Origin of the sequence: Polaromonas sp. LjRoot131 (genome assembly GCF_964252805.1) — a bacterium.
In the GTDB taxonomy this organism is placed as follows: domain Bacteria; phylum Pseudomonadota; class Gammaproteobacteria; order Burkholderiales; family Burkholderiaceae_C; genus Polaromonas.
In genome coordinates this window covers 1954665-1976537 of sequence record NZ_CAXUPF020000001.1, presented here as the reverse complement: position 1 = coordinate 1976537, position 21873 = coordinate 1954665, and the positions used below count along the sequence as shown (strand labels likewise).

The following is a 21873-nucleotide window of genomic DNA, read 5'->3' as shown; positions in this document are numbered from 1 at the left end:
GCTCATTGAAAAATACAGTTGATCGAATTTCCCAAGGTTTGACTAGTAAGGTATTGACCAGCTATTCACCCAGCAAACTCTTCACCTAAATCTTACATTGTTTCTATTTCAGGAATTATCGGCATATGAAATGGTGTATTAGATACTTTATAAGCAACAATAAAGTACCAGTTCAATTCAACTAAAAGCGAGAAACGTCGCTCAATTTCTAAGCTGTTTTCTTGCCATGGCGTTTTGACTTGCTATGCACAACCGAGTGAGTTGATTTCGAACCAGCAACCGAACTCTCTGTAGAAAAACGTTGCCTTTGATGAGTCAATCAGCCAAAACCGGTCTGATGTCTCATTTCAGAGGGTTGGTTATGTCCATACAGTGCAATATGTAGGGTGTCTGTCCATGCTATTTATCTTGCCGGTAGCATGGCTTCGACTACGAGCTGTGGCTGTGGGAGCAGGGCATACAGGCCACCGGCTATGTGCGTGCCGGCACGCAGGACGCGCCACCCGAAAAACTTTCCAGCAGCTGGCGGCACCCCATGGAGCAGGCCCGGCAGGCCGTGCGCGAGCGGATTTTTGAACGCGTGGAGAACCGCCAGTGGGCCGGCATCATCGCCGCGCTGGTGGTCGGCGACCAGAACGCCATTGAGCGCGCCGACTGGGACGTCTTTCGCGCCACCGGTGTCGCACACCTGATGAGCATTTCCGGCCTGCACATCACGATGTTTGCCTGGGCCGCCTCGCTGCTGGTTGGTGGCCTCTGGCGGCGTTCCGCGCGCCTCACACCCAGCCTGTGCCTGGCGCTGCCGGCCGCCGGCGCCGGTGCGCTGGGCGGGCTCATGCTGGCGGTGCTTTATGCGCTGTTTTCAGGCTGGGGCGTGCCCGCGCAGCGAACCATCTGGATGCTGGCCACGGTGATCCTGCTGCGCCAGGGCGGCCGGCAATGGCCGTGGGCGCAGACCTGGCTGCTGGCCATGGCCGTGGTGGTGGCCCTGGACCCCTGGGCGCTGATGCAGGCCGGCTTCTGGCTCTCTTTTGTGGCCGTCGGCGTGCTGTTTGCGACGGATGCGGGCGCCGGCCATGCGCGGGACGAAAGGACGGGCCCTTCGGGCGCGCCGCAGACGGGATGGCGGCGGTTCGGCCCGCGCTGGCTGGCCGGCCTGGCCCGCGCCCTGCGCGAGCAATGGGTGGTGACGCTGGCGCTCACGCCTTTGTCGCTGCTGCTGTTCAACCAGGTCTCGCTGGTCGGCCTGCTGGCCAATGCGGTGGCCATTCCGGCCGTGACCCTGCTGGTCACGCCGTTGGCCCTGCTGGGCGTGCTGTGGGCGCCAGCCTGGGCTGCGACGGCGGGCTGCGTCAGTGTGCTGGCGCTATTCCTGCAATGGCTCGCCGGCTGGCCTATGGCCTCCATCAGCGTGGCTGCGGCGCCCTTGTGGTGCGCCGCCGCGGGTGTGGCGGGCGGCGGTTTGCTGGCCACGCGCCTGCCCTGGCATTGGCGAGGGCTGGGCATTCCGCTGCTGTTGCCCGTGCTGCTCTGGCAGCCGCTGCGGGTCGCGCCTGGGCAGTTCGAGCTGCTGGCGGCCGACGTCGGCCAGGGCAATGCGGTGCTGGTGCGCACCGCGGCCCACAGCCTGCTCTATGACGCCGGCCCACGCTTTTCGCGCGAAAGCGATGCCGGTCACCGTGTGCTGGTGCCGCTGCTGCGCGCGCTCGGCGAGCGGCTGGACATCCTCATGATCAGCCACCGCGACATCGACCACATCGGCGGGGCGGCTGCCGTGCTGGCGATGCAGCCCGCGGCCCGGCTGCTCAGTTCGATTGAAGACACGCACCCCTTGCAGGCCCTGCGCAAGGCTGAGCGCTGCGTGGCCGGCCAACAATGGGAATGGGATGGCGTGCGGTTCGAGATATTGCACCCGGCTGCCGAGGCTTATGGCGCGGCCAGCAAACCCAATGCCATGAGCTGCGTGCTGCGCATCTCCAACGGCACCCGAACAGCCTTGCTGGTGGGCGACATTGAGGCGCCGCAGGAAGCCGCGCTCGTCGCCAGTGCGCCGGCCAGCCTCAAGGCCGACTTCCTGCTGGTGCCCCACCACGGCAGCAAGACCTCATCGACCACCGCCTTCCTCGACGCCGTGCAGCCGCAATGGGCCATGGCGCAGGCCGGCTACCGCAACCGCTTCGGCCACCCGGCCGAGGCTGTGGCGGCGCGTTACGAGGCACGCGGCATACGGCTCGTGAAATCCGCACCCTGCGGCGCGGCGCTATGGGACAGCCGGCATCCTGACGCCCTGCGCTGCCAGCGGGAAGAGGGCAAACGCTACTGGCATCATGTGCCTGTACGTTAAAAATAAAGTGGGCGCGCGCCGCCTTGGCGCATAACTTGCTAAGCTACGTCAAAACAATGCCCTGAGCAAATACTTGCTGGAGATCAAGCCAATGAGCCGACCGATGTTTGATGAAATGAATGCCACGGAAACCAGCGTCCGTGAACACTACCAGGGCTATCAGCGCTGGCTGGCCAAACAGCCGGCCGACGTGATGGAGGCGCGCCGCGCCGAAGCCGAGATGATTTTCCGCCGCGTCGGCATCACTTTTGCCGTCTACGGCGCCAAGGACGAGGACGGCGCCGGCACCGAACGCCTGATTCCCTTCGACCTGATCCCGCGCATCATTCCCGCCCACGAGTGGTCCAGCATGGAAAAAGGCCTGGTCCAGCGCGTCACGGCGCTCAACCGCTTCATCCACGACGTCTACCACGGCCAGGAAATCATCAAGGCCGGCGTCGTTCCTTCCGAGCAGATCTTCCAGAACGCGCAGTTCCGCCCCGAAATGATGGGCGTCGACGTTCCCGGCAACATCTATTCGCACATCAGCGGCATCGACATCGTGCGCGCGCCCAACGCCCAGGGTGAGGGCGAGTACTACGTGCTCGAAGACAACCTGCGCGTGCCCAGCGGCGTGAGCTACATGCTGGAAGACCGCAAGATGATGATGCGGCTGTTTCCCGAGCTTTTCAGCCAGAACCGTGTCGCGCCCGTCGCCCATTACCCCGACCTGCTGCTCGAAACCCTGCGCGGCATGGCGCCGCCGGCCACGGCCGAACCCACGGTGGTGGTGCTCACGCCCGGCATGTACAACTCGGCCTACTTCGAGCATGCCTTCCTCGCGCAGCAGATGGGCGTGGAGCTGGTCGAGGGCCAGGACCTTTTCGTCAAGGACAACTTCGTCTACATGCGCACCACGCGCGGCCCGAAACGCGTCGACGTGATCTACCGCCGCGTCGACGACGACTTCCTGGACCCGCTGGCCTTCCGCCCGAATTCCACGCTGGGCTGCGCGGGCCTGCTCAACGTCTACCGCAGCGGCAATGTCTCGCTGTGCAACGCCATAGGCACAGGTGTGGCCGACGACAAGTCCATCTACCCTTATGTGCCCAAGATGATCGAGTTCTACCTCGGCGAAAAACCCATCCTCAAGAACGTGCCCACCTATATGTGCCGCAACAACGAGGATTTGCAGTACACCCTGGCCAACCTCAAGGACCTGGTCGTCAAGGAAGTGCACGGGGCAGGCGGCTACGGCATGCTGGTCGGCCCGGCCGCCACCAAGGCCGAGATCGAGGAATTCCGCGCCGCCTTGCTGGCCAATCCCTCGGGCTACATCGCCCAGCCCACGCTAAGCCTTTCGACCTGCCCGACCTATGTCGAAAGCGGCATCGCGCCGCGCCACATCGACCTGCGGCCCTTTGTGCTGAGCGGCAAGGAAGTGCAGATGGTGCCTGGCGGCCTCACGCGCGTGGCGCTGAAAGACGGCTCGCTGGTGGTCAATTCGTCGCAGGGCGGCGGCACCAAGGACACCTGGATCCTGGAGGGGCCGTCATCGCCGGTGGCGTTCCAGTCCCAATCGCAGTCGCAGACCCAAGGAGGGAAATAATCATGTTGTCTCGTACTGCTGACCACCTTTTCTGGATGTCGCGCTACACCGAACGCGCCGAAAATACCGCGCGCATGCTCGACGTCAATTACCAGACCTCGCTGCTGCCGCAATCGGCGGCCGTGGTGCAGGGCGGCTGGCAAAGCCTGCTGAGCATCAGCGAGCTCAAGCCTTCCTATGCCGCCAAGTACGGCGACAGCATCAACCCGCGCGAGGTTATGGACTTCATGGTGCGCGACGAGCAGAACTCCTCGAGCATCGTCTCCTGCCTGCAGAACGCCCGTGAAAACGCCCGCGCCGTGCGCGGCACGCTGACCACCGAAGTCTGGGAAACCCAGAACCAGACCTACCTTGAAGTCATCCGCATGCTGCGCAACGGCGATTTCGAGCGCGATCCCGGCCAGTTCTTTGAATGGGTGAAGTTCCGCTCGCATCTGTCGCGCGGCGTCACGGCCGGCACCATGCTGCAGGACGAGGCCTTTCACTTCCTGCGCCTGGGCACCTTCCTGGAACGCGCCGACAACACCGCCCGCCTGGTCGACGTGAAATTCCACGCGGTGCAGAACGATTTTCTCGGCACCGACGGCGAGAAGGACCAGGAGTACGACTTCTACCACTGGAGCGCGATTTTGCGCAGCGTTTCCGGCTTCGAGGTCTACCGCAAGGTCTACCGCGACGTCATCAAGCCCGAGCGCGTGGCCGAACTGCTGATTTTGCGGCCCGACATGCCGCGCTCGCTGCTGGCCTGCCTCAACGAACTCATGAGCAACCTCGCCATGGTGACCAGCGACACGGCCAGCGAAACCCAGCGCCGCGCCGGCAAGCTGCGCGCCGACCTGCAGTACGCCCGTATCGACGAAATCCTCGCCACCGGCCTGCACGCCTTCCTGACCCAGTTCCTGGACCGTGTCAACGAGATAGGCGCGCACATCAGCCGCGAATTTCTTGTGCCGGCGACGCATTGAGCCCCCACGTTCGCTCGCTGCGCGTAGCTCTCGAGGCCTTGCAGGCCGCGGCTCGCGAGACGCTTCGCCCCTGTCGCCCGTCCAAGCCTGCGCAGGCAGGCTTGGAGCCGCGGGCTCCAGCCCCTAGTGGGCGCTGCGCCTGCGGCCCGGCAAAGCCGGTTCCGCGGCCCCTGCTGGCGAAAACCTCTCTCTCGGCGACGCTGCAGTGCGGCCGCGGTGCGTCCGATTCAGTATTTGCTCGAGTATGAAACTGCACGTCCGGCACATCACTGACTACCGGTATACCGAGCCGCTGCGCTACGCGCTGCAAACCCTGTGGCTCACGCCGCAGTCCGGCCCGGCGCAGACGGTGGACTACTGGAGCCTGGGCGCACCCGAAAAGCTGTTCACCCAGCGCGACGCCTTCGGCAACACCATCAGCTCCTACACCTTTGTCGGCAAGGACGCCGACAACGTGCGCTGGAGCCTGGTCAATGCGGCCGGCGATGTCGAAACCCTGGGCGTGGCCGAGTTCAACGATGCGGAAACCCTGCCGCACCCTTATTTCTTTTTACGCGCCACCCACCTGGCCGAGCCGCACTTTGAACTGGCTGAATTCGGCCGGCGTTTTATCCCGCAAAGCCTGGACGGCACGGCCGGCCTGCCGGCTTTGCTGGCCCTGAGCCAAGGCGTGGCCGACGCGGTGAGCTACCGCAAGAACAGCACCAGCGTGACCACCACCGCGCTCGAAGCCTTCAAGTCCGGGGCGGGCGTCTGCCAGGACCAGGCCCACGTGATGGTCGCCATCTGCCGCAGCCTGGGTTACCCGGCGCGTTATGTCAGCGGCTACTTCTACGCCGCCAACGAACCCGACCTGGCCAGCCATGCCTGGTGCGACGTCTGCCTGGACGTCGCCACGCGCCGCTGGGTCAGCATAGACGTGACCCACAGCTGCCTGATCGACCAGCGCCACGTGCGCCTGGCCATGGGCACCGACTACAACGCCTGCCCGCCCATCAAGGGCGTGCGCCAGGGCGGCGGGGATGAGTCCATGACGGTGGAGATCACGATCCAGCCGGTGTGAGTGGATGGAGGCGGAAGTGCTGCGGGTGATCGCTCTCCCGTCCTGCATATTTTTGCCACATGAAGTACGCTTCCGCCATGTCCGAAATCAAGCCCGCAAACTTTCCCGACGACCTTGAGCACGTTATCGCCATCCTTAGTGAGTACGTCGCCAGCCCCAGCGTGAGCCTGGCCTTCCAGAATTACGAGGCGGAATTCGCTGCCTTGCCCGGAAAGTACGCCGCACCTGACGGCTGCCTGCTTCTCGCGTGGAAAGGGCCGGCGGTGGTCGGGTGTGCCGCGCTTCGCCGCGTTGACGAAAGCACCTGTGAAATGAAGCGCGTCTACGTGCGCCCGGAGGCGAGAGGCGAAAACCTTGGCCGGCGGCTTATAGAACGCATCCTCGATGAAGCACGGGCCGCGGGCTACTCCCGCATATGCCTCGATGTCCTGCCTGAGTTCGCCGCCGCCCAGCGCATCTACGAGTCCCTGGGTTTTCAACCCGCGGCGCCCGTCACCTTCAATCCCGTTCCCGGTACCAAGTACCTGGCGCTTGAACTCTCCCCGTCACGGCTTGCGGATGCGGCCTGAGCTTTCCTGGATGCCCATTGCCCTCGCCGAAGCCGGCGTTCGCACATTTCCCGTGGGCCAGAGCAATCCCCGGGTCACCGAATACCACGCGCTGACCAATATCCGCGGTTATGACGACAAGGCCTCGTGGTGTTCTTCATTCGTGAACTGGGCTTTGGACCAGGCCGGCATTCCCGGCACCGGCTCAGCGCTCGCGCGGTCATGGCTGGAGTGGGGCGAACCGCTGGAGGCACCCGTGCCCGGTTGCATCGCCGTGCTGTCGCGTGAGGACCCGGGTGGCTGGAAAGGCCATGTCGGTTTTTTCCTTCGCGCCGATGCGGAGTATGTGTATTTGTGGGGTGGCAACCAGCTGGATGAGGTGCGTGAGCATTTCTATCCGCTGGCGGCGGTGCTGGCTTATCGCTGGCCGTCGCAGGAATCGTCCTGATCCATCCGTCGGCTCCTGTAGAACGCTAAAACCCTCGTGCCTGATCCACACACGCGTCTAAAGTCTTTGATCTTGGCCATTGCCAAGGCCGTGTCCATTTCATCGACCCTGCTGTTCTCGGTCCTCATCACGATTTATTTCAGCGGCAAAACCATCCCCGACCTCAGGCCACCGATTGCCCTGGAGGATGCTGGTTGGCTCGCGAATGGCGGCACCATGTGGCTCATGCTGAAAGATGCCGACGGCAAACAGTTTCTTTTGGGTGTCAATGGCAGCATGGACAGAGACAGGTCGGAGTTCCCGGTCGTTGTCCAGCGCTGGTATCCCTGGGTGCCGCTTGCAGTGACCTTGCCCATGCGAGGCTACGACGAGCGTGATCTTTTGAATGCTCTCGATCGCTGGATAGCCGGCGGCGACCCGGCTTCGATGGTGACGCAGTCACTTGGGCAAGTACGAGGGGTGCTGGCTCAGCGCCATCCCTGAAATGTTGCTAGGGTTTGACCCGCCGCCAGGCACCACACCGCCTAGATAACTCATCACCACCAAAAAATAATGGGTCGGGACTACGCTCGGAATCTGAGAATATCCCCCAGAGTTTGTTCGGGACAGCATTGCGCATCGTGGGAGATCAGGTCAGTCGACTTTCAACACACCAGACTGTTCGTCAAATCGTGCTTCCAGCGCGGTCATACCGCTCGCTGAATAACCGATGTACCGTATGTCCGTGCGACTCCCCGACCATCGATAACGATAGATGATTAGAGTGGTATAGGAGTAAGGTGGCGCTCTGAGAACGGAAGCGGCCCGAGCATGACCCTCTGTCCTGTAGGCCTGTCCGTAAATGATCAGGATAGCGATTCCGACTAAGGCTGCGATTAGCGGGTGGTTTTTGAGTGAGAGCTGCATCTCTTAAATTTTTAGTGCACGCCTTTTGCAGATTTGAGCGCTTCCCGTCCCTCTGGCGTAATGCAGACAACCTCCAAGACCTCGCCGCCGTGTTCCTACTCGGTGCCGCTGCATTGAATCAAGCCGTTCTTTGCGAGGCTACCTGACCCGCGCCGCCACTTCCCGCCCCAGTTCAATCACCGCCATCGCGTAGTAGCTGCTCCAGTTGTAGCGCGTGATGGCGTAGAAGTTTTCGGTGCCGGCCACGTACTGCGGCGCGTCCTGGCCGTTGAGCAGTTCGATCAGCGCGAGCGGGCCGGTGTGTTGCAGGGCCGGGCCTTCGAGCACCGCGCCTTTGGCGGTGAAGCTCTCGACGCTGAAGGTCGGCAGGATGTCGGGCGCCATCAGCGCGTCCATTTCCAGGCGGCTTTTGTCGAAGCTGACCGGGTAGTGCGTGGGCATGCCGGGCTGCCAGTTGAAGGCCTTGAAGTAGCTCGCGACGGAGCCGATCACGTCGGCGGGGCTGTTCCACAGGTCGACGTTGCCATCGCCGTCGAAATCGACGGCGTACTTGACCCAGCTCGAGGGCATGAACTGCGGCATGCCCATGGCGCCGGCAAAGCTGCCGCGCGCGTCAAAGGGGCTGGCTTCGCGCCGGCTTTGCAGGGTCAAAAACTGTTCGATCTCGCCCTTGAAGAATTCGCTGCGCTCCCTGGCGCGCGGGTGGCTGGCCGGGAAGTCGAAGGCCAGCGTGGTGAGGGCGTCCATCACGCGGAAGCTGCCGGTGTCGCGGCCGTAAATGGTTTCCACGCCGATGATGCCGACGATGATCTCGACGGGCACACCGTACTCTTTTTCGGCGCGCTCCAGGGTCTGCTGGTTCTCCAGCCAGAAGCGCCGGCCGGCTTCGATGCGGACCGGGTCTATGAAGCGGCTGCGGTAGACGCGCCAGTTTTTGACAAAAGCCTTGGTGGGCGGCTGCATGAGCCGCACGACGGTGGCGTTGTAGCGCGACTGGCCGATCGCGTCGCGCACCCAGTCGGGGTCCAGGTCGCGGCGCGCGGCCATGTCGTCGGCGAACTGCATGGCCTCGGGCCGCGTCGAATACAGCGGGCCCTGGGTTTGCGCGGCGTTGGCCGAGACTTTTTTCCGGGCGGGCTTGCTGCTGTCCCCGGCCCAGGCGGAGCAGGCCAGGGCTGCCGTCAGAAGAAGGGCAAATCCGGAGCGGTGAAGGAGCATGGCGCAGGCGATCAGGTGAGGGGGATAAAGCAAGCCCGATTTTAAGCAGGCCATGCCAGGCGCCGGAATTCTTCCCGGAGTGCCTGAAGTTGCGGCGGTGCTTTGCCCGCAGCCGCCGGCGCGGCGGCGTAGCGCTGCTGCTCCAGGCGCAGCAGCCAGTCGGCCAGGGCCTGCGCGGTGCTGCCGGGCTGCTGGCCGTAGCGGGCCAGCACCTCCTGGGCGAGCTGGCGCGGTGAGCTGGCCGGCGTGCTGGGAATGCCGGCCTTGTCCAGCCGCTTGCGCGCGCGGGCGAGCAGGCGCACCCAGGGGTCGTGCTGGGCGCGTTCCCACAAGGTCCAGCCGGCGCCGGTCAGCGCGGCCAGCACCAGGATGGCGATCAGGATGTAACTCAGGTCTTCCCAGCTCGGCGACTCAAAGCCGAGGTTTTTCAGCAGGTTGAGCTGCCGGCCCTGGGTGTAGTTGAGCACCCACTGGTTCCAGCTGTTGTTGGTCGCCTCCCAAAAGATGCGCAACTGGGCCATGAGCGTCGGGCTGAAGGTGCCCAAGGCGCGCGCGACCGCGCCTTGCGGCGCCGCCAGCCGCTCGAACTCGCCGATGCGCCCCGGGGCGACCACCGAGGTCGGGTCCACGCGCACCCAGCCGCGGCCGGACTCCCAGACCTCGGCCCAGGCATGGGCGCTGCTCTGGCGCACGACCCAGAAACCGTCCACGTTATTGAGTTCACCGCCCTGGTAGCCGGTGACGATGCGCGCCGGGACGTCCATGGCGCGCATCAGGATGACAAAGGCCGAGGCGATGTGTTCGCAAAAACCCTGTTTGCGGTCGAACCAGAACTCGTCCGCGCTGTGCTCGCCGTAAACGCCGGGCTCCAGCGTGTAGCTGTAGCCGCCGGTGCGCAGGCGCTCCATGGCGGCCTCCACCAGCTTGGCGGTGCCGGCACGCGCCAGGCGCGGGTCGTTGCGTATCTCGCCGGCGAGGGCCCGTGTGCGCGGGTTGAAGCCGGACGGCAGGTCGATGAATTCCTGCAGGCCGGGCGCGGCCTGCAGCGGGCCGTGCTGGAAGTCCGGATAACTCTGGGCCTTGTAGCGCAGCAGGTCGGTGATGGGGCGGTTGGCCAGCCATTGCAGGTCGGTCTGCATGGTGGCCTGGAAACCGGAGGGCAGCGCCGGCACTTGCGCCGCAGCCTCTATCACGAACAGCCAGGGGCGGTTGGTGGGCTCCAGCGTGACTTCGTAATTGACCGGCGCGCCGGCGACGGCCAGGTCGACGGTCACGCCGAAGCGCGCGGAGGTGTTCAGGCGCGAGGGCCGCCATTCGCGCCCGTCGAAATTGGACAGCACGGGGCCGCGAAAGTACATGTCCTGCTTGCGCGGCGGCGGGCCGTCGAACTTGATGCGCATGGCCACACTTTCGTCCAGCGCCAGGCTGGCGATGGTGCCCACCTGCATGCTGGCGCTCAGGCCGCTGCGCGCTGCCATGGTATCGCCGGGTATGCCCCACAAGGGCGCCAGCCGCGGGAACAGCAGGAACAGCACCAGCATGATGGGCGTGCCCAGCAGGGCCATCCAGCCGGCGGTTTTGGCGGCCTGCGACAGCGGCGGCCTGCCGACCGGCATGTGCGCGTTGACCAGCATGGTCAGCAGGCCCAGCAGGCCCAGCAGCATGTTGAAGGCCGTCAGCAGGGACTGGGAATAAAAGAAGTTGCTCAGCATGCAGAAGAAGCCGAGGAAAAAAATCACAAAGGCATCGCGCCGCGCGCGCAGCTCCAGGGTTTTAAGCGTCAGCAGCACCACCAGCAGCGTCACGCCCGCGTCGCGGCCCAGCAGCGTGCGGTGCGTGAGCCAGGTCGCGGCCAGGGTGACGGCCGTCAGCAGCACCAGCCAGAACCTGGTCGGCAGCGGCTGCGTCTTCACGGCCAGCCAGCCGCGCCAGAGCAGCACCGTGCCGGCCAGGGCGCTGCACCAGAGGGGGAGTTCGTTGACCTGCGGTAGGAGGATCCAGGCTATGACTGCCAGCAGGAATAGGGTGTCGCGGGCGTCGCGCGGGAGGGATTGGAGGCGGTTCAGCATGGGTTCTCCTGCTGGCCGCCTCTGGTGGGTGTGTTTGTTCTTGGTGTTGGGTTCTTTGCTGAGTTCTGCTGGCCGGGGGTTGCCCGGCAGCAAGTAACTTTCTTTTGCTTCGCCAAAAGAAAGTCACCAAAGAAAAGGCGACCCGCAGTCTGGGTCCCTACGCTTCGCTTCGGGCAACCTGCGGTGCTCGACTCCGGCGGGGTCTCGCGCAAACTCGCTTCGCTCAGACAAGCGCGATCCCTGATCCGCCTACGTCTGCGCTCCTCGGCCCAGCCAGGACGGGGCAAGCGGGAACGGGGACAAAATACAAAGAAAACCAAGACAAACAAGGACTCGCCTTGGCGAGTCCTTGTGGTTTTCATTATTTGGATTTGGTATTCCTCGTCCCCACCCCTTGTGGATGCGCCGAGGAGCGGAGGTCCAGACGGATCAGGGATCGCGTTGTTTGAGCGAAGCGAGTTTAGCGAGACCCCGTCTGGACCGAGCACCGCAGGTTGCCCGCAGCGAAGCGGAGGGACGCAGCAACCAGGGTCGCCTTTTCTTTGCTTACTTTCTTTTGGCGAAGCAAAAGAAAGTGAGTCGCATGCCGGGCGATCCCGGCCAACAACTCTCAGCAGAGGGCGCTCCCACCGAACAGAAACAGAACCCTTCAACATACCGCCAGCGCCTCCAGGCACAAGCGCCTATGTGCCTCCCCACTGGCAGGTTTGATCTCCAAAGAAGGCAACCTCAATCCATAGTCCAGCGACAGCTTGTCCGCCAGCAGCACCCAGGCGCACAACCTGGAAAGCTTTTGTTCGACGCCGGCGGAACCGGCCTGTGCAAAATCCAGCCAGAGTTCGTGCCGCTGCGCCTGCTGCGTGTCGCGCACCACCAGCCCGGTGCCTTGGCCGTCGTCTTTCGCGGCCTTTTTCCAGACCACCAGTTTCATCGGGTCGCCGCGCCGGTAGCCGCGCACGCCGTCGAATTCGCCGCTGTTCTGTGCGCGCAGGGCGGCTGCGGCGCCGCCGGAGCGGGGTTCGCCGGGGGGCAGGGGCGGCGGGTGGGTTTCGGGTGCGGGGTAGACCAGCACTTGCGCGGCGGGCCGCCAGATAGTCCAGACGCGGAAGGTGCCCAGCGGAAAGCGGGTTTCGGCGGTCAGCGTGGGCAGCCTGTGCAGGCCGCGCTTGGGCGGCGTGAAGGCCACCTGCACCACGCTGCTGCCCTGCGCCGGCACGTCGGTCCAGGCCCAGTGCCGCTCGCGGCCTTTTTCGGCGTCGACGTCCAGTGGGTTGAGCACGCTCAGGCCTATGCCGTGGCGCACCGTGCGCCGGGTGTTGGTCAGCTTGACCTCGAAAGCGGCGGCGGCGCCCACGTACTGGGCGTGCGGCGCGGCCAGGTTCATGGACAGGCCGCGCAGCGTGCCGTGGCAGACATGCATGCCGACGAGCGCGCTGCCGGCCAGCAAAAAGGTCAGCAGGTAGCCCAGGCTCAGCTGGTAATTGATGGAGGCCACCAGCAGCACCAGCAGGGTGACGCCCATCATCCAGCCCGGCCGGGTGGGAAGGATGTAAACGTTGCGCTGGGTCAGCGTCAGGCTGTCGGTAAAAGGCAGCCTGCTTTGCCACCAGGCGTGGAAGCGGCGATGGACGAAGGCGAAGGGACTCGGCCAGGCCCTCCGTGCCGTCGTGCCTGGCGACGTTTCGCGCGCCGGCAGGCCTTCGGCAAGCTCAGGGCGAACGGACGACGTGCTCATGGCAAGGGCACGGCTTCCAGCATGGCGCGGACCTGTTCCACCGAGCCGCGCCCGGCGTCGCTGACGGGAATCAGCCGGTGCGCCGCGGTCTGGGGCAGCACCGCGGCGATGTCGTCGGGCGCCACGTAGTCGCGTTTGCTCAAAAAGGCCTGGGCCCTGGCGGCGCGCATGATGGCGATGCCGGCGCGCGGGCTCAGGCCCTGCAAAAACCAGCGGCCCGAACGCGTGGCCGCCACCAGGTCCTGCAGGTAGTTGAGCAGCGGCTCCGAGGCGTGGACATTGGCGACCATTTGCTGCAGCTCCAGCAGGTCGTGCGGCGCCAGCAGGGCCGGCAGCTGTTCGACCATCTCGCGCCGGTCGGCGCCGCGCAGCAGCTCGCGCTCAGCGGCGCGGTCGGGGTAGCCCAGCGAAATCCGCATGTGGAAGCGGTCCAGCTGCGACTCGGGCAGGGCGTAGGTGCCGAGCTGGTCGTGCGGGTTCTGTGTGGCGATCACAAAAAAGGGCAGGGGCAGGGGGCGGGTTTCGCCTTCGACGGTGACCTGTTTTTCCTCCATGGCCTCGAGCAGGGCGCTCTGGGTCTTGGGGCTGGCGCGGTTGATCTCGTCGGCCAGCAGCACCTGGGCGAACACCGGCCCGGGGTGGAACACAAAACTTTCCTTCTGGCGCTCGTAGATCGACACGCCCGACAGGTCGCTGGGCATCAGGTCGGCGGTGAACTGCACGCGCGAAAACTGCAGGCCGAAAGAGCGCGACAGCGCATGGGCCAGCGTGGTCTTGCCGACGCCGGGGACGTCCTCGATCAGCAGGTGGCCGCCGGCCAGCAGGCAGGCCACGCAATCCTGCACCTGGGCCGGCTTGCCGACGATGACCGTGTTAAGCTGATTCAGGAGCGCTTGAAGTTTTTCTGTGACATTCATGCCTTCAACCATACCGTAAATTTTCGTAAAACATTCCCCGATGGTTTCCCGATGAACGCGACCGGTTATTTCAGCCATCCCGACTGCCGCAAGCATGAAATGGGGGCCGGGCACCCGGAATGCCCCGAACGGCTTGACGCCATCGACGACTGGCTGCTGGCCACCGGCGTCAAGGACGCGCTGGACGCCCGCGAGGCGCCGCAGGCGGCCCTGGGCGACATCGAACTCGCGCACGACCGCATGATGGTCGCCGCGCTGCGCGGGCTGAGCGACCACCTGGCCGACGACATCAAGGCGGGCGGGCCGGCCTATGCCCAGATCGACCCCGACACCGCCCTCAACGTGCACACCTGGAACGCCGCCCTGCGCGCCGCCGGGGCCGCGCTGGCCGCCACCGATGCGGTGCTGTCCGGCGAACTCGAAAACGCCTTCTGCGCCGTGCGCCCGCCGGGCCACCATGCCTGCCACAACAAGGCCATGGGCTTCTGCTTTTTCAACAACGTCGCCATCGCCGCGCGCTACGCACTGGAGCGTCACGGCCTCAAACGCGTGGCCATCGTCGACTTCGACGTGCACCACGGCAACGGCACTGAAGACATCCTTGCCGGCGACGAGCGGGTGCTGATGGTGAGCTTCTTCCAGCACCCGCTCTACCCCTACAGCGGCACCGAAAGCCACGCCGGCAATATGCTCAACCTGCCGGTGCCGGCCTACACCAAGGGCATGGACGTGCGCGAGCTGATCGAGATGATGTGGATACCGCGCCTGGAGGAATTCAAGCCCGAGATGATTTTCATCAGCGCCGGCTTCGACGCTCACCGCGACGACGACCTGGGCCAGATGGGCCTGGTCGAGCAGGACTACGCCTGGATCACCCAGCGCATCAAGGACGTCGCGAAGCGCCATTCGCAGGGCCGGATTGTCTCGTCGCTGGAAGGCGGCTACAACCTGAACGCGCTGGCGCGCAGCGTGGAAGCCCATATCCGCGTGCTGGCTGACCTGTAGGAGGTGTCCATGAGCGCCGTACCCGCTGATTCTTCGGCACCCGTGCTGCATACCCAGGACGCGCGCGGCGTGCACCGCCTGGTGCTGAACCGCGCCGCCAGCTTCAACACCCTCAGCGAGGACGTGCTGGCCGCCTTGCAGGCCGCGCTGGACGCGATCGCGGCCGACGGCGCGGCGCGCGCGGTGGTCGTCGCGGCCGAGGGCAAGGCCTTTTGCGCCGGCCACAACCTCAAGGACATGCGCGCGCAGCCCGAACTGGCCTATTACCAGAAGCTTTTCGCGCAGTGCACGCGCATGATGCTGAGCATCCAGAAGCTGCCGGTGCCGGTGATCGCGCGGGTGCAGGGCCTGGCCACCGCGGCCGGCTGCCAGCTGGTGGCGCAGTGCGACCTGGCCGTGGCGGCCGACGGCGCCAGCTTCGGCGTCAACGGCATCGACGTTGGCCTGTTTTGCGCCACGCCCAGCGTGCCGCTGGTGCGCAACATCCCGGCCAAGCAGGCCATGGAGATGCTGCTGACGGGCGGCTTCATCACGGCTGACGAGGCGCGTGTGCGCGGGCTGGTGAATCGCGTCGTGCCGCTCCAAGCGCTGGACGACGAAGTCGAAAAATTACTGCAGTCGCTATTGTCCAAACCGCGCGAGGCGCTGGCCATGGGCAAGGCGCTTTTTTACCAACAACGTGAAACCGGCATCGAGGCCGCCTACCAGCTCGCGGGCCAGTCCATGGCCCGCAACATGGCCCATGCCGTTGCACAGGAGGGCGTACAGGCCTTCATCGAGAAAAGGAAACCCCAATGGCCAGCGCCGGCGCCCTGACGACCCGTCCCCCCGCCCGTATCGACAACCTGGACGCCTGGTTCGCCGCACTGGCCCAGCCCACGACGCTGACGGAGCTGGCCGTGCTGGTCGGCTGCGCGCTGCTGGCCTGGCTGGTGGTGCGCGTGGCGGGCCGCGCGCGCATGGCGGTCGACGACAGTTCCATCCTGTTCGGGCGGCGCGTGATCGACGGTGTGCTTTTCCCCCTGTTGCTGCTGTTCCTGGCCTACGCGGCCAAAGCCTTGCTGGAGCGCATGTTTCCGGTGGCGCTCTTCAAGGTGGCGATTCCCGTGCTGGTCTCGCTCGCCGCGATACGCCTGGGCGTCAAGGTGCTGCAGGTGGCCTTCAAGGATGCGCCGCTGGTGCGGGCGCTGGAGCGCACCATCTCCTGGCTGGCCTGGATCGCCATGGTGCTGTGGGTCAGCGGCCTGCTGCCCGTGGTGCTGGACGAGCTCGACGACATCAAATGGAAGATAGGCAACAGCAACCTGTCGGTGCGCACCATGCTCGAAGGCGCGGTGACGGCCGGCGTGGTGCTGCTGATCACGCTGTGGATCTCGTCGGCCATCGAGTCGCGCCTGCTGCGCAAGGCCACCGGCAATGAACTGTCCCTGCGCAAGGCCGTCAGCAACGCGGTGCGCGCCGTGCTGATGTTCGTGGGCCTGCTGCTGGCGCTGTCTTCGGTCGGCATAGACCTCACGGCGCTCTCGGTGCTCGGCGGTGCGATAGGCGTGGGCGTGGGTTTCGGCCTGCAGAAACTGGCCGCCAACTACGTCAGCGGCTTTGTCATGCTGGCCGAGCGCAGCGTGCGCATAGGCGACAACGTGCGGGTCGACACCTTCGAGGGCCGCATCACCGACATCAACGCCCGCTACACCGTGGTGCGCGCGCCCTCGGGGCGCGAGTCCATCGTGCCGAACGAGATGTTCATCAGCACCCGCGTTGAAAACCTGTCGCTGAGCGACCCGCAGGTGCTGCAGTCCACCGTGGTCTCGGTGGGTTATGACAGCGACGTGGAGCTCGTGATGCGCCTGCTCAACGAGGCTGCGCTCAGGCAAGACCGCGTGCTGCGCGATCCGGCCCCCGGCGTCAACCTGACCAACTTCGGCGCCGACGGGCTGGAATTCACGCTCAACTACTGGATGGCGGACCCGGAAAACGGCCAGCAAAACCTGCGCTCCCGCATCAACCTGGCCATCCTGGAGTCCCTGCGGGCGCACAACATCGAGATTCCCTACCCGCAGCGCGTGGTGCACACCCGCGTCACGGTGGACGGGGACGCCGCCAAGCCTGCCTAAAAAGCCGGCTCGCCCCCGTGAAGGGCGCCGACTCCCGGGCCAATTGACGCCTGAAAGACACCTTTAGGACAACGGTTGGGCAGGATGCTCTAATTCCCCTTGTTCCGCCCTCTATAATGAAAAATAGAACGATCGTTCTTTTTCTGCCCGGCAGCGCTGGTTACCTTCCGGCCGCCGGCCCCGCAGCCCGCACCCGGCATGCCGCAGCATAGAATGCAAAGCTTACGTTTACGTCAACGTCAATCAATACGTCTCATCAACAACTCTGGAGTCCTCTCATGAAGGTCTTGGTTCCCGTCAAACGCGTTGTGGACTACAACGTCAAAGTCCGCGTCAAATCCGATGGCACTGGTGTCGACATCGCCAACGTCAAGATGAGCATGAACCCGTTTGACGAGATTGCCGTCGAAGAGGCCACCCGCCTGAAGGAAAAGGGCGTGGTCACCGAGGTCATCGCCGTCAGCTGCGGCGTGCTGCAGTGCCAGGAAACCCTGCGCACCGCCATGGCGATCGGCGCCGACCGCGCCATCCTGGTGGAAACCGCTGAAGAACTGCAGCCGCTGGCCGTGGCCAAGCTGCTCAAGGCCCTGGTCGAAAAAGAACAACCCCAACTCGTCATCCTCGGCAAACAGGCCATCGACGACGACTGCAACCAGACCGGCCAGATGCTGGCCGCACTGCTGGGCTGGCCCCAGGCGACGTTTGCCTCCAAGGTCGAGGTCGAAGGCGGCACCGCCAAGGTCACGCGCGAAGTCGACGGCGGCCTGGAAACCCTCTCGCTGACGCTGCCGGCCATCATCACCACCGACCTGCGCCTCAACGAGCCGCGCTACGTCACCCTGCCCAACATCATGAAGGCCAAGAAGAAGCAACTCGACAACATCAAGCCCGAAGAGTTGGGTGTCGACGTCAAGCCGCGCATCAAGACCCTGAAGGTCAGCGAGCCGCCCAAGCGCAGCGCCGGCATCAAGGTGGCCGATGTGGCCGCCCTGGTGGACAAGCTCAAGAACGAAGCCAAAGTTATCTAAGGAGTTGATTGAAATGACCGCACTCGTAATCGCTGAACACGACAACAACTCCATCAAGCCCGCCACCCTCAACACCGTGACGGCTGCCGCCCAGTGCGGCGGCGACGTGCACGTGCTGGTGGCAGGCAAGGGCGCCGAAGCCGCCGCCAAGGCCGCCGCCGCGATTGCCGGCGTGGCCAAGGTCATCCACGTCGAAGGCGAGCACTTCGCCCACGGCCTGGCCGAGAACATGGCCGCGCAAGTCGTCGCCATCGCCTCCGCCTATTCGCACATCCTGTTTCCCGCCACCGCTTCGGGCAAGAACATCGCCCCGCGCGTGGCCGCGACGCTGGACGTCGGCCAGATCTCCGACATCACCAAGGTCGACGCTGCCGACACCTTTGAGCGCCCGATTTACGCCGGCAACGCGATTGCCATCGTGCAAAGCCTGGACGCGACCAAAGTCATCACCGTGCGCACCACCGGCTTTGACGCCGCGGCCGCCAGCGGTGGTTCCGCCGCCATCGAAACGCCGGCCGGCGTGGCCGACAGCGGCAAGTCGAGCTTCCTGGGTTCCGAGATCGCCAAGAGCGACCGCCCTGAATTGACCGCCGCCAAGATCATCGTCTCCGGCGGCCGTGCGATGGGCTCCAGCGAGAAGTTCAACGAAGTGCTGACGCCGCTGGCCGACAAGCTGGGCGCGGCCCTGGGCGCCTCGCGCGCCGCCGTCGATGCGGGCTACGCCCCCAACGACTGGCAAGTGGGCCAGACCGGCAAGATCGTCGCGCCCCAGCTTTACATCGCGGCCGGCATCAGCGGCGCGATCCAGCACCTGGCCGGCATGAAGGACAGCAAGGTCATCGTCGCGATCAACAAGGATCCTGAAGCGCCTATCTTCAGCGTGGCCGATTACGGCCTGGAAGCCGACCTGTTCACCGCTGTGCCTGAGCTGGTCGCAGCTTTGTGACCTGTTAGTGAGTTAACTCCCTCCCCCACTGGGGGAGGGCGGGGGTGGGGGCCGGCGGCGGTTGAGCGAGCACTTTGCCACGGCCGCAAGCCCCCATCCCAACCTTCCCCCAGCGGGGGAAGGAGCAAGAGAAATCCGGAGACAAAAACATGACGTACAAAGCCCCTCTCAAGGACATGCTGTTTGATATCCAGCACCTGGCCAACATCGAACAAATCGCGCAGATACCGGGCTTCGAGGAAGCAGGCCTGGACACCGCGCAGGCGGTGCTGGAAGAATGCGCCAAGTTCAACGAAGGCGTGCTGGCCCCGCTGAACCGCGAGGGCGACATCAATCCTTCAAGCTGGAAGAATGGCGAAGTCACCACCACGCCCGGCTTCAAGGACGCGTTCAAACAATACGTCGAAGGCGGCTGGCAGGGCTTGCAGCACCCGGCTGATTTCGGCGGCCAGGGCTTGCCCAAGACCATAGGCGCGGCCTGCGGCGAAATGCTCAACTCCGCCAACATGAGTTTTGCGCTGTGCCCGCTGCTCAGCGATGGTGCCATCGAGGCGCTGCTGACGGCCGGCTCCGACGAGCTCAAGGCGGTCTACCTCGAAAAACTCGTGAGCGGCCAATGGACAGGCACCATGAACCTGACCGAGCCGCAGGCCGGCTCAGACCTCGCCATGGTGCGCAGCCGTGCCGAGCCGCAGCCCGACGGCACGTACAAGATTTTCGGCACCAAGATTTTCATCACCTATGGTGAGCACGACATGGCCGAGAACATCGTGCACCTGGTGCTGGCGCGTGTCACAGGCGCGCCCGAAGGCGTCAAGGGCATCAGCCTGTTTGTCGTGCCCAAGTTCATGGTCGGCAAAGATGGCGCCCTGGGCGCGCGCAACGACGTGCACTGCGTGAGCATCGAGCACAAGATGGGCATCAAGGCCTCGCCCACCGCCGTGCTGCAGTACGGCGATAACGGCGGCGCCGTCGGCTATATCGTTGGCGAAGAAAACCGCGGCCTCGAGTACATGTTCATCATGATGAACTCGGCGCGCTACGCCGTCGGCATGCAGGGCATCGCGATTGCCGAGCGCGCCTACCAGAAGGCCGTGGCTTTTTCGAAAGACCGCGTGCAGAGCCGCCCCGTCGACGGTTCCATCAAGGCCAGCGCGCCCATCATCCACCACCCCGACGTCAAGCGCATGCTGATGACCATGCGCGCCTACACCGAAGGCTGCCGCGCCATGGCTTCCGTGGCCGCCGCGGCCTACGATGCAACGCACCACCATCCCGATGCCGAGGTGCGCAAGCAGAACCAGGCCTTCTACGAATTCATGGTGCCGCTGGTCAAGGGTTACAGCACCGAGATGAGCCTGGAGGTCACCTCACTGGGCGTGCAGGTGCACGGCGGTATGGGCTTTATCGAGGAAACCGGCGCGGCCCAGTACTACCGCGACGCCAAGATCCTGACGATTTACGAAGGCACGACCGCCATCCAGGCCAACGACCTGATTGGCCGCAAGACCTCGCGCGACGGCGGCCAGACGGCCAAGGCGATTGCCGGCCAGATAGCAGTCACCGAAAAAGAACTCCTGAAGCAGGGCAGTGCCGATGCGCTGGCCGTGGCCAAACGCCTCAAGGCCGCGCGTGAAGCTTTCATTGACGTGGTTGACTTTGTCGCCGGCAACACCAAGGCCAGCCCCAACGCGGTCTTCGCCGGTAGCGTGCCCTACCTCATGCTCGCGGGCAATGTGGTCGCGGGCTGGCAGATGGCGCGTTCGCTGCTGGTCGCGCAGGAGCAGATGGCGCAAGGCGTGGACACGGCCTTCATGCAGGCCAAGATCACCACCGCACGTTTCTACGCCGACCACCTGCTGACCAAAGCCCCCGGCCTGCGCGACAGCATCGTCGAAGGCGCCGACAGCGTGACCGCGCTGGCGCTGGAAGCCTTTTAAGGCGGCACGGCCTTTCATCTTTAGCTGCCCCCGCGCGGGCAGCGTGTTTTCCTGATCCCTGAACTTCGGAGCCACCATGTCCAGACTGCCCGGCGCATTGAACCAGCTGCCCCTGCCCATCATCGGCTCGCCGCTCTTCATCATCAGCAACCCCAAGCTGGTCATCGCGCAGTGCAAGGCCGGCGTGGTCGGTGCCATGCCCGCGCTCAATGCCCGGCCCGCGTCACAGCTCGACGAGTGGCTGGCCGAGATCACCGAGGCGCTGGCCGCCCACAACAAGGCCAACCCCGACAAGCCGGCCGCGCCTTTCGCCATCAACCAGATCGTGCACAAGTCCAACGACAGGCTGGAGCACGACATGGAAATGTGCGTGAAGTACAAGGTGCCCATCTACATCACCAGCCTGGGCGCGCGCGAAGACATCAACGCCGCGGCGCACAGCTACGGTGGCGTGGTACTGCACGACATCATCAACAACAAGTTCGCGCGCAAGGCGATTGAAAAAGGCGCCGACGGTCTGGTCGCCGTGGCTGCCGGCGCGGGTGGCCATGCGGGCGTCAAAAGCCCCTTCGCGCTGATCCAGGAAATCCGCCAGTGGTTCGACGGCCCGCTGGCGCTGTCGGGCGCTATCTCCAACGGCGGCGCGGTGCTGGCCGCGCAGGCCATGGGCGCCGACTTCGCCTACATAGGCTCGGCCTTCATCGCCACCGACGAAGCCCGCGCTGCCGACGCCTACAAGCAAGCCATCGTCGACGGCAACTCCGACGACATCGTCTACAGCAGCCTTTTTACCGGCGTGCACGGCAACTACCTCGCGCCCTCGATACGCGCGGCCGGCATGGACCCGGAGAACCTGCCCGAAGGCGACGTCAAGACCATGAACTTCGGCGGCGGCGAAGGCAGCAAGTCCAAGGCCTGGAAAGACATCTGGGGCTGCGGCCAGGGCATAGGCGCCGTCAGCAAGGTGCAAAGCGCCGCCGCCTTTGTCGAACAACTCAAGCGCGAATACATCGCCGCGCGCCAGCGCGTCTGCGCCTGA

The 21873-nt window shown here is 64.7% G+C and carries 17 protein-coding genes and 1 pseudogene; 14 read left to right on the top strand and 4 right to left on the bottom strand.

What is annotated here, in order from left to right:
- Nucleotides 1-418: 418 nt before the first annotated feature.
- The 7 genes and pseudogenes from ACSQ27_RS09330 to ACSQ27_RS09300 all read left to right on the top strand — a co-directional run.
- Nucleotides 419-2344 (top strand): annotated as a pseudogene (locus ACSQ27_RS09330) (DNA internalization-related competence protein ComEC/Rec2); the annotation flags it as partial.
- Nucleotides 2345-2435: 91 nt separating this feature from the next.
- Nucleotides 2436-3932: a circularly permuted type 2 ATP-grasp protein gene (locus ACSQ27_RS09325; RefSeq protein WP_436155164.1), complete on the top strand. Its 1497-nt coding sequence runs from the start codon at nucleotides 2436-2438 to the stop codon at nucleotides 3930-3932.
- Between the two features lie 2 nt (nucleotides 3933-3934).
- Entirely contained in the window at nucleotides 3935-4897 is a 963-nt protein-coding gene (locus ACSQ27_RS09320; protein WP_436155163.1) for an alpha-E domain-containing protein, read from the top strand.
- Between the two features lie 244 nt (nucleotides 4898-5141).
- A complete protein-coding gene (locus tag ACSQ27_RS09315) occupies nucleotides 5142-5960 on the top strand; it encodes a transglutaminase family protein (protein WP_436155162.1) in 819 nt (272 codons plus the stop codon).
- Nucleotides 5961-6037: 77 nt separating this feature from the next.
- Nucleotides 6038-6529, top strand: a complete 492-nt coding sequence (locus tag ACSQ27_RS09310; RefSeq protein WP_436155426.1) for a GNAT family N-acetyltransferase — start codon at nucleotides 6038-6040, stop codon at nucleotides 6527-6529.
- 10 nt (nucleotides 6530-6539) lie between these two features.
- Nucleotides 6540-6956 (top strand): TIGR02594 family protein, encoded by a 417-nt coding sequence (locus ACSQ27_RS09305; protein WP_436155161.1) that lies wholly within the window; start codon nucleotides 6540-6542, stop codon nucleotides 6954-6956.
- A 72-nt stretch (nucleotides 6957-7028) separates the two neighbouring features.
- The gene (locus tag ACSQ27_RS09300) at nucleotides 7029-7439 is read left to right on the top strand and encodes a hypothetical protein (RefSeq protein ID WP_436155160.1); all 411 of its coding nucleotides are present in this window, start codon (nucleotides 7029-7031) and stop codon (nucleotides 7437-7439) included.
- A 561-nt stretch (nucleotides 7440-8000) separates the two neighbouring features.
- On the opposite strand, the gene mltB is transcribed toward ACSQ27_RS09300, so the two are convergent.
- The 4 genes from mltB to ACSQ27_RS09280 all read right to left on the bottom strand — a co-directional run bounded on the left by mltB (nucleotide 8001) and on the right by ACSQ27_RS09280 (nucleotide 13801).
- Nucleotides 8001-9080 carry a lytic murein transglycosylase B gene (gene mltB, locus ACSQ27_RS09295; RefSeq protein WP_436155425.1) on the bottom strand — a complete coding sequence of 360 codons (1080 nt, stop codon included), beginning with the start codon at nucleotides 9078-9080 and terminating at the stop codon, nucleotides 8001-8003.
- A gap of 41 nt (nucleotides 9081-9121) precedes the next feature.
- Entirely contained in the window at nucleotides 9122-11149 is a 2028-nt protein-coding gene (locus ACSQ27_RS09290; RefSeq protein WP_436155159.1) for a transglutaminaseTgpA domain-containing protein, read from the bottom strand.
- 649 nt (nucleotides 11150-11798) lie between these two features.
- Complete coding sequence (locus tag ACSQ27_RS09285) at nucleotides 11799-12884, bottom strand: DUF58 domain-containing protein (RefSeq protein ID WP_436155158.1); 1086 nt, start codon at nucleotides 12882-12884, stop codon at nucleotides 11799-11801.
- Nucleotides 12881-13801, bottom strand: a complete 921-nt coding sequence (locus ACSQ27_RS09280; protein WP_436155157.1) for an AAA family ATPase — start codon at nucleotides 13799-13801, stop codon at nucleotides 12881-12883. The genes ACSQ27_RS09285 and ACSQ27_RS09280 overlap by 4 nt, the downstream gene beginning before the upstream one ends.
- Before the next feature lie 51 nt (nucleotides 13802-13852).
- Between ACSQ27_RS09280 and ACSQ27_RS09275 the strand changes: the two genes are divergently transcribed.
- The 7 genes from ACSQ27_RS09275 (at nucleotide 13853) to ACSQ27_RS09245 (ending at nucleotide 21873) form a co-directional block, all read left to right on the top strand.
- Nucleotides 13853-14806 carry a histone deacetylase family protein gene (locus ACSQ27_RS09275; protein ID WP_436155156.1) on the top strand — a complete coding sequence of 318 codons (954 nt, stop codon included), beginning with the start codon at nucleotides 13853-13855 and terminating at the stop codon, nucleotides 14804-14806.
- A 9-nt stretch (nucleotides 14807-14815) separates the two neighbouring features.
- On the top strand, nucleotides 14816-15622 hold the full coding sequence (locus ACSQ27_RS09270) for an enoyl-CoA hydratase (RefSeq protein ID WP_436155155.1): 807 nt from the start codon (nucleotides 14816-14818) through the stop codon (nucleotides 15620-15622).
- Complete coding sequence (locus ACSQ27_RS09265) at nucleotides 15601-16920, top strand: mechanosensitive ion channel family protein (protein ID WP_436155154.1); 1320 nt, start codon at nucleotides 15601-15603, stop codon at nucleotides 16918-16920. The genes ACSQ27_RS09270 and ACSQ27_RS09265 overlap by 22 nt, the downstream gene beginning before the upstream one ends.
- Before the next feature lie 278 nt (nucleotides 16921-17198).
- Nucleotides 17199-17948, top strand: a complete 750-nt coding sequence (locus ACSQ27_RS09260; RefSeq protein WP_436155153.1) for an electron transfer flavoprotein subunit beta/FixA family protein — start codon at nucleotides 17199-17201, stop codon at nucleotides 17946-17948.
- Nucleotides 17949-17961: 13 nt separating this feature from the next.
- A complete protein-coding gene (locus ACSQ27_RS09255) occupies nucleotides 17962-18894 on the top strand; it encodes an electron transfer flavoprotein subunit alpha/FixB family protein (protein WP_436155152.1) in 933 nt (310 codons plus the stop codon).
- Between the two features lie 149 nt (nucleotides 18895-19043).
- Nucleotides 19044-20834 carry an acyl-CoA dehydrogenase gene (locus ACSQ27_RS09250; RefSeq protein WP_436155151.1) on the top strand — a complete coding sequence of 597 codons (1791 nt, stop codon included), beginning with the start codon at nucleotides 19044-19046 and terminating at the stop codon, nucleotides 20832-20834.
- Nucleotides 20835-20910: 76 nt separating this feature from the next.
- Nucleotides 20911-21873, top strand: a complete 963-nt coding sequence (locus ACSQ27_RS09245; protein WP_436155150.1) for an NAD(P)H-dependent flavin oxidoreductase — start codon at nucleotides 20911-20913, stop codon at nucleotides 21871-21873.

Bases quoted from the DNA above. Each gene is read 5' to 3' on its own strand.
- ACSQ27_RS09320 (WP_436155163.1), top strand. From the start codon at position 3,935: ATGTTGTCTCGTACTGCTGACCACCTTTTCTGGATGTCGCGCTACACC.
- ACSQ27_RS09245 (WP_436155150.1), top strand. From the start codon at position 20,911: ATGTCCAGACTGCCCGGCGCATTGAACCAGCTGCCCCTGCCCATCATC.
- ACSQ27_RS09285 (WP_436155158.1), bottom strand. From the start codon at position 12,884: ATGAGCACGTCGTCCGTTCGCCCTGAGCTTGCCGAAGGCCTGCCGGCG.
- ACSQ27_RS09255 (WP_436155152.1), top strand. From the start codon at position 17,962: ATGACCGCACTCGTAATCGCTGAACACGACAACAACTCCATCAAGCCC.
- ACSQ27_RS09265 (WP_436155154.1), top strand. From the start codon at position 15,601: ATGGCCAGCGCCGGCGCCCTGACGACCCGTCCCCCCGCCCGTATCGAC.
- ACSQ27_RS09325 (WP_436155164.1), top strand. From the start codon at position 2,436: ATGAGCCGACCGATGTTTGATGAAATGAATGCCACGGAAACCAGCGTC.
- ACSQ27_RS09250 (WP_436155151.1), top strand. From the start codon at position 19,044: ATGACGTACAAAGCCCCTCTCAAGGACATGCTGTTTGATATCCAGCAC.
- ACSQ27_RS09275 (WP_436155156.1), top strand. From the start codon at position 13,853: ATGAACGCGACCGGTTATTTCAGCCATCCCGACTGCCGCAAGCATGAA.
- ACSQ27_RS09290 (WP_436155159.1), bottom strand. From the start codon at position 11,149: ATGCTGAACCGCCTCCAATCCCTCCCGCGCGACGCCCGCGACACCCTA.
- ACSQ27_RS09315 (WP_436155162.1), top strand. From the start codon at position 5,142: ATGAAACTGCACGTCCGGCACATCACTGACTACCGGTATACCGAGCCG.
- ACSQ27_RS09270 (WP_436155155.1), top strand. From the start codon at position 14,816: ATGAGCGCCGTACCCGCTGATTCTTCGGCACCCGTGCTGCATACCCAG.
- ACSQ27_RS09280 (WP_436155157.1), bottom strand. From the start codon at position 13,801: ATGAATGTCACAGAAAAACTTCAAGCGCTCCTGAATCAGCTTAACACG.
- ACSQ27_RS09310 (WP_436155426.1), top strand. From the start codon at position 6,038: ATGTCCGAAATCAAGCCCGCAAACTTTCCCGACGACCTTGAGCACGTT.
- ACSQ27_RS09260 (WP_436155153.1), top strand. From the start codon at position 17,199: ATGAAGGTCTTGGTTCCCGTCAAACGCGTTGTGGACTACAACGTCAAA.
- mltB (WP_436155425.1), bottom strand. From the start codon at position 9,080: ATGCTCCTTCACCGCTCCGGATTTGCCCTTCTTCTGACGGCAGCCCTG.
- ACSQ27_RS09305 (WP_436155161.1), top strand. From the start codon at position 6,540: ATGCCCATTGCCCTCGCCGAAGCCGGCGTTCGCACATTTCCCGTGGGC.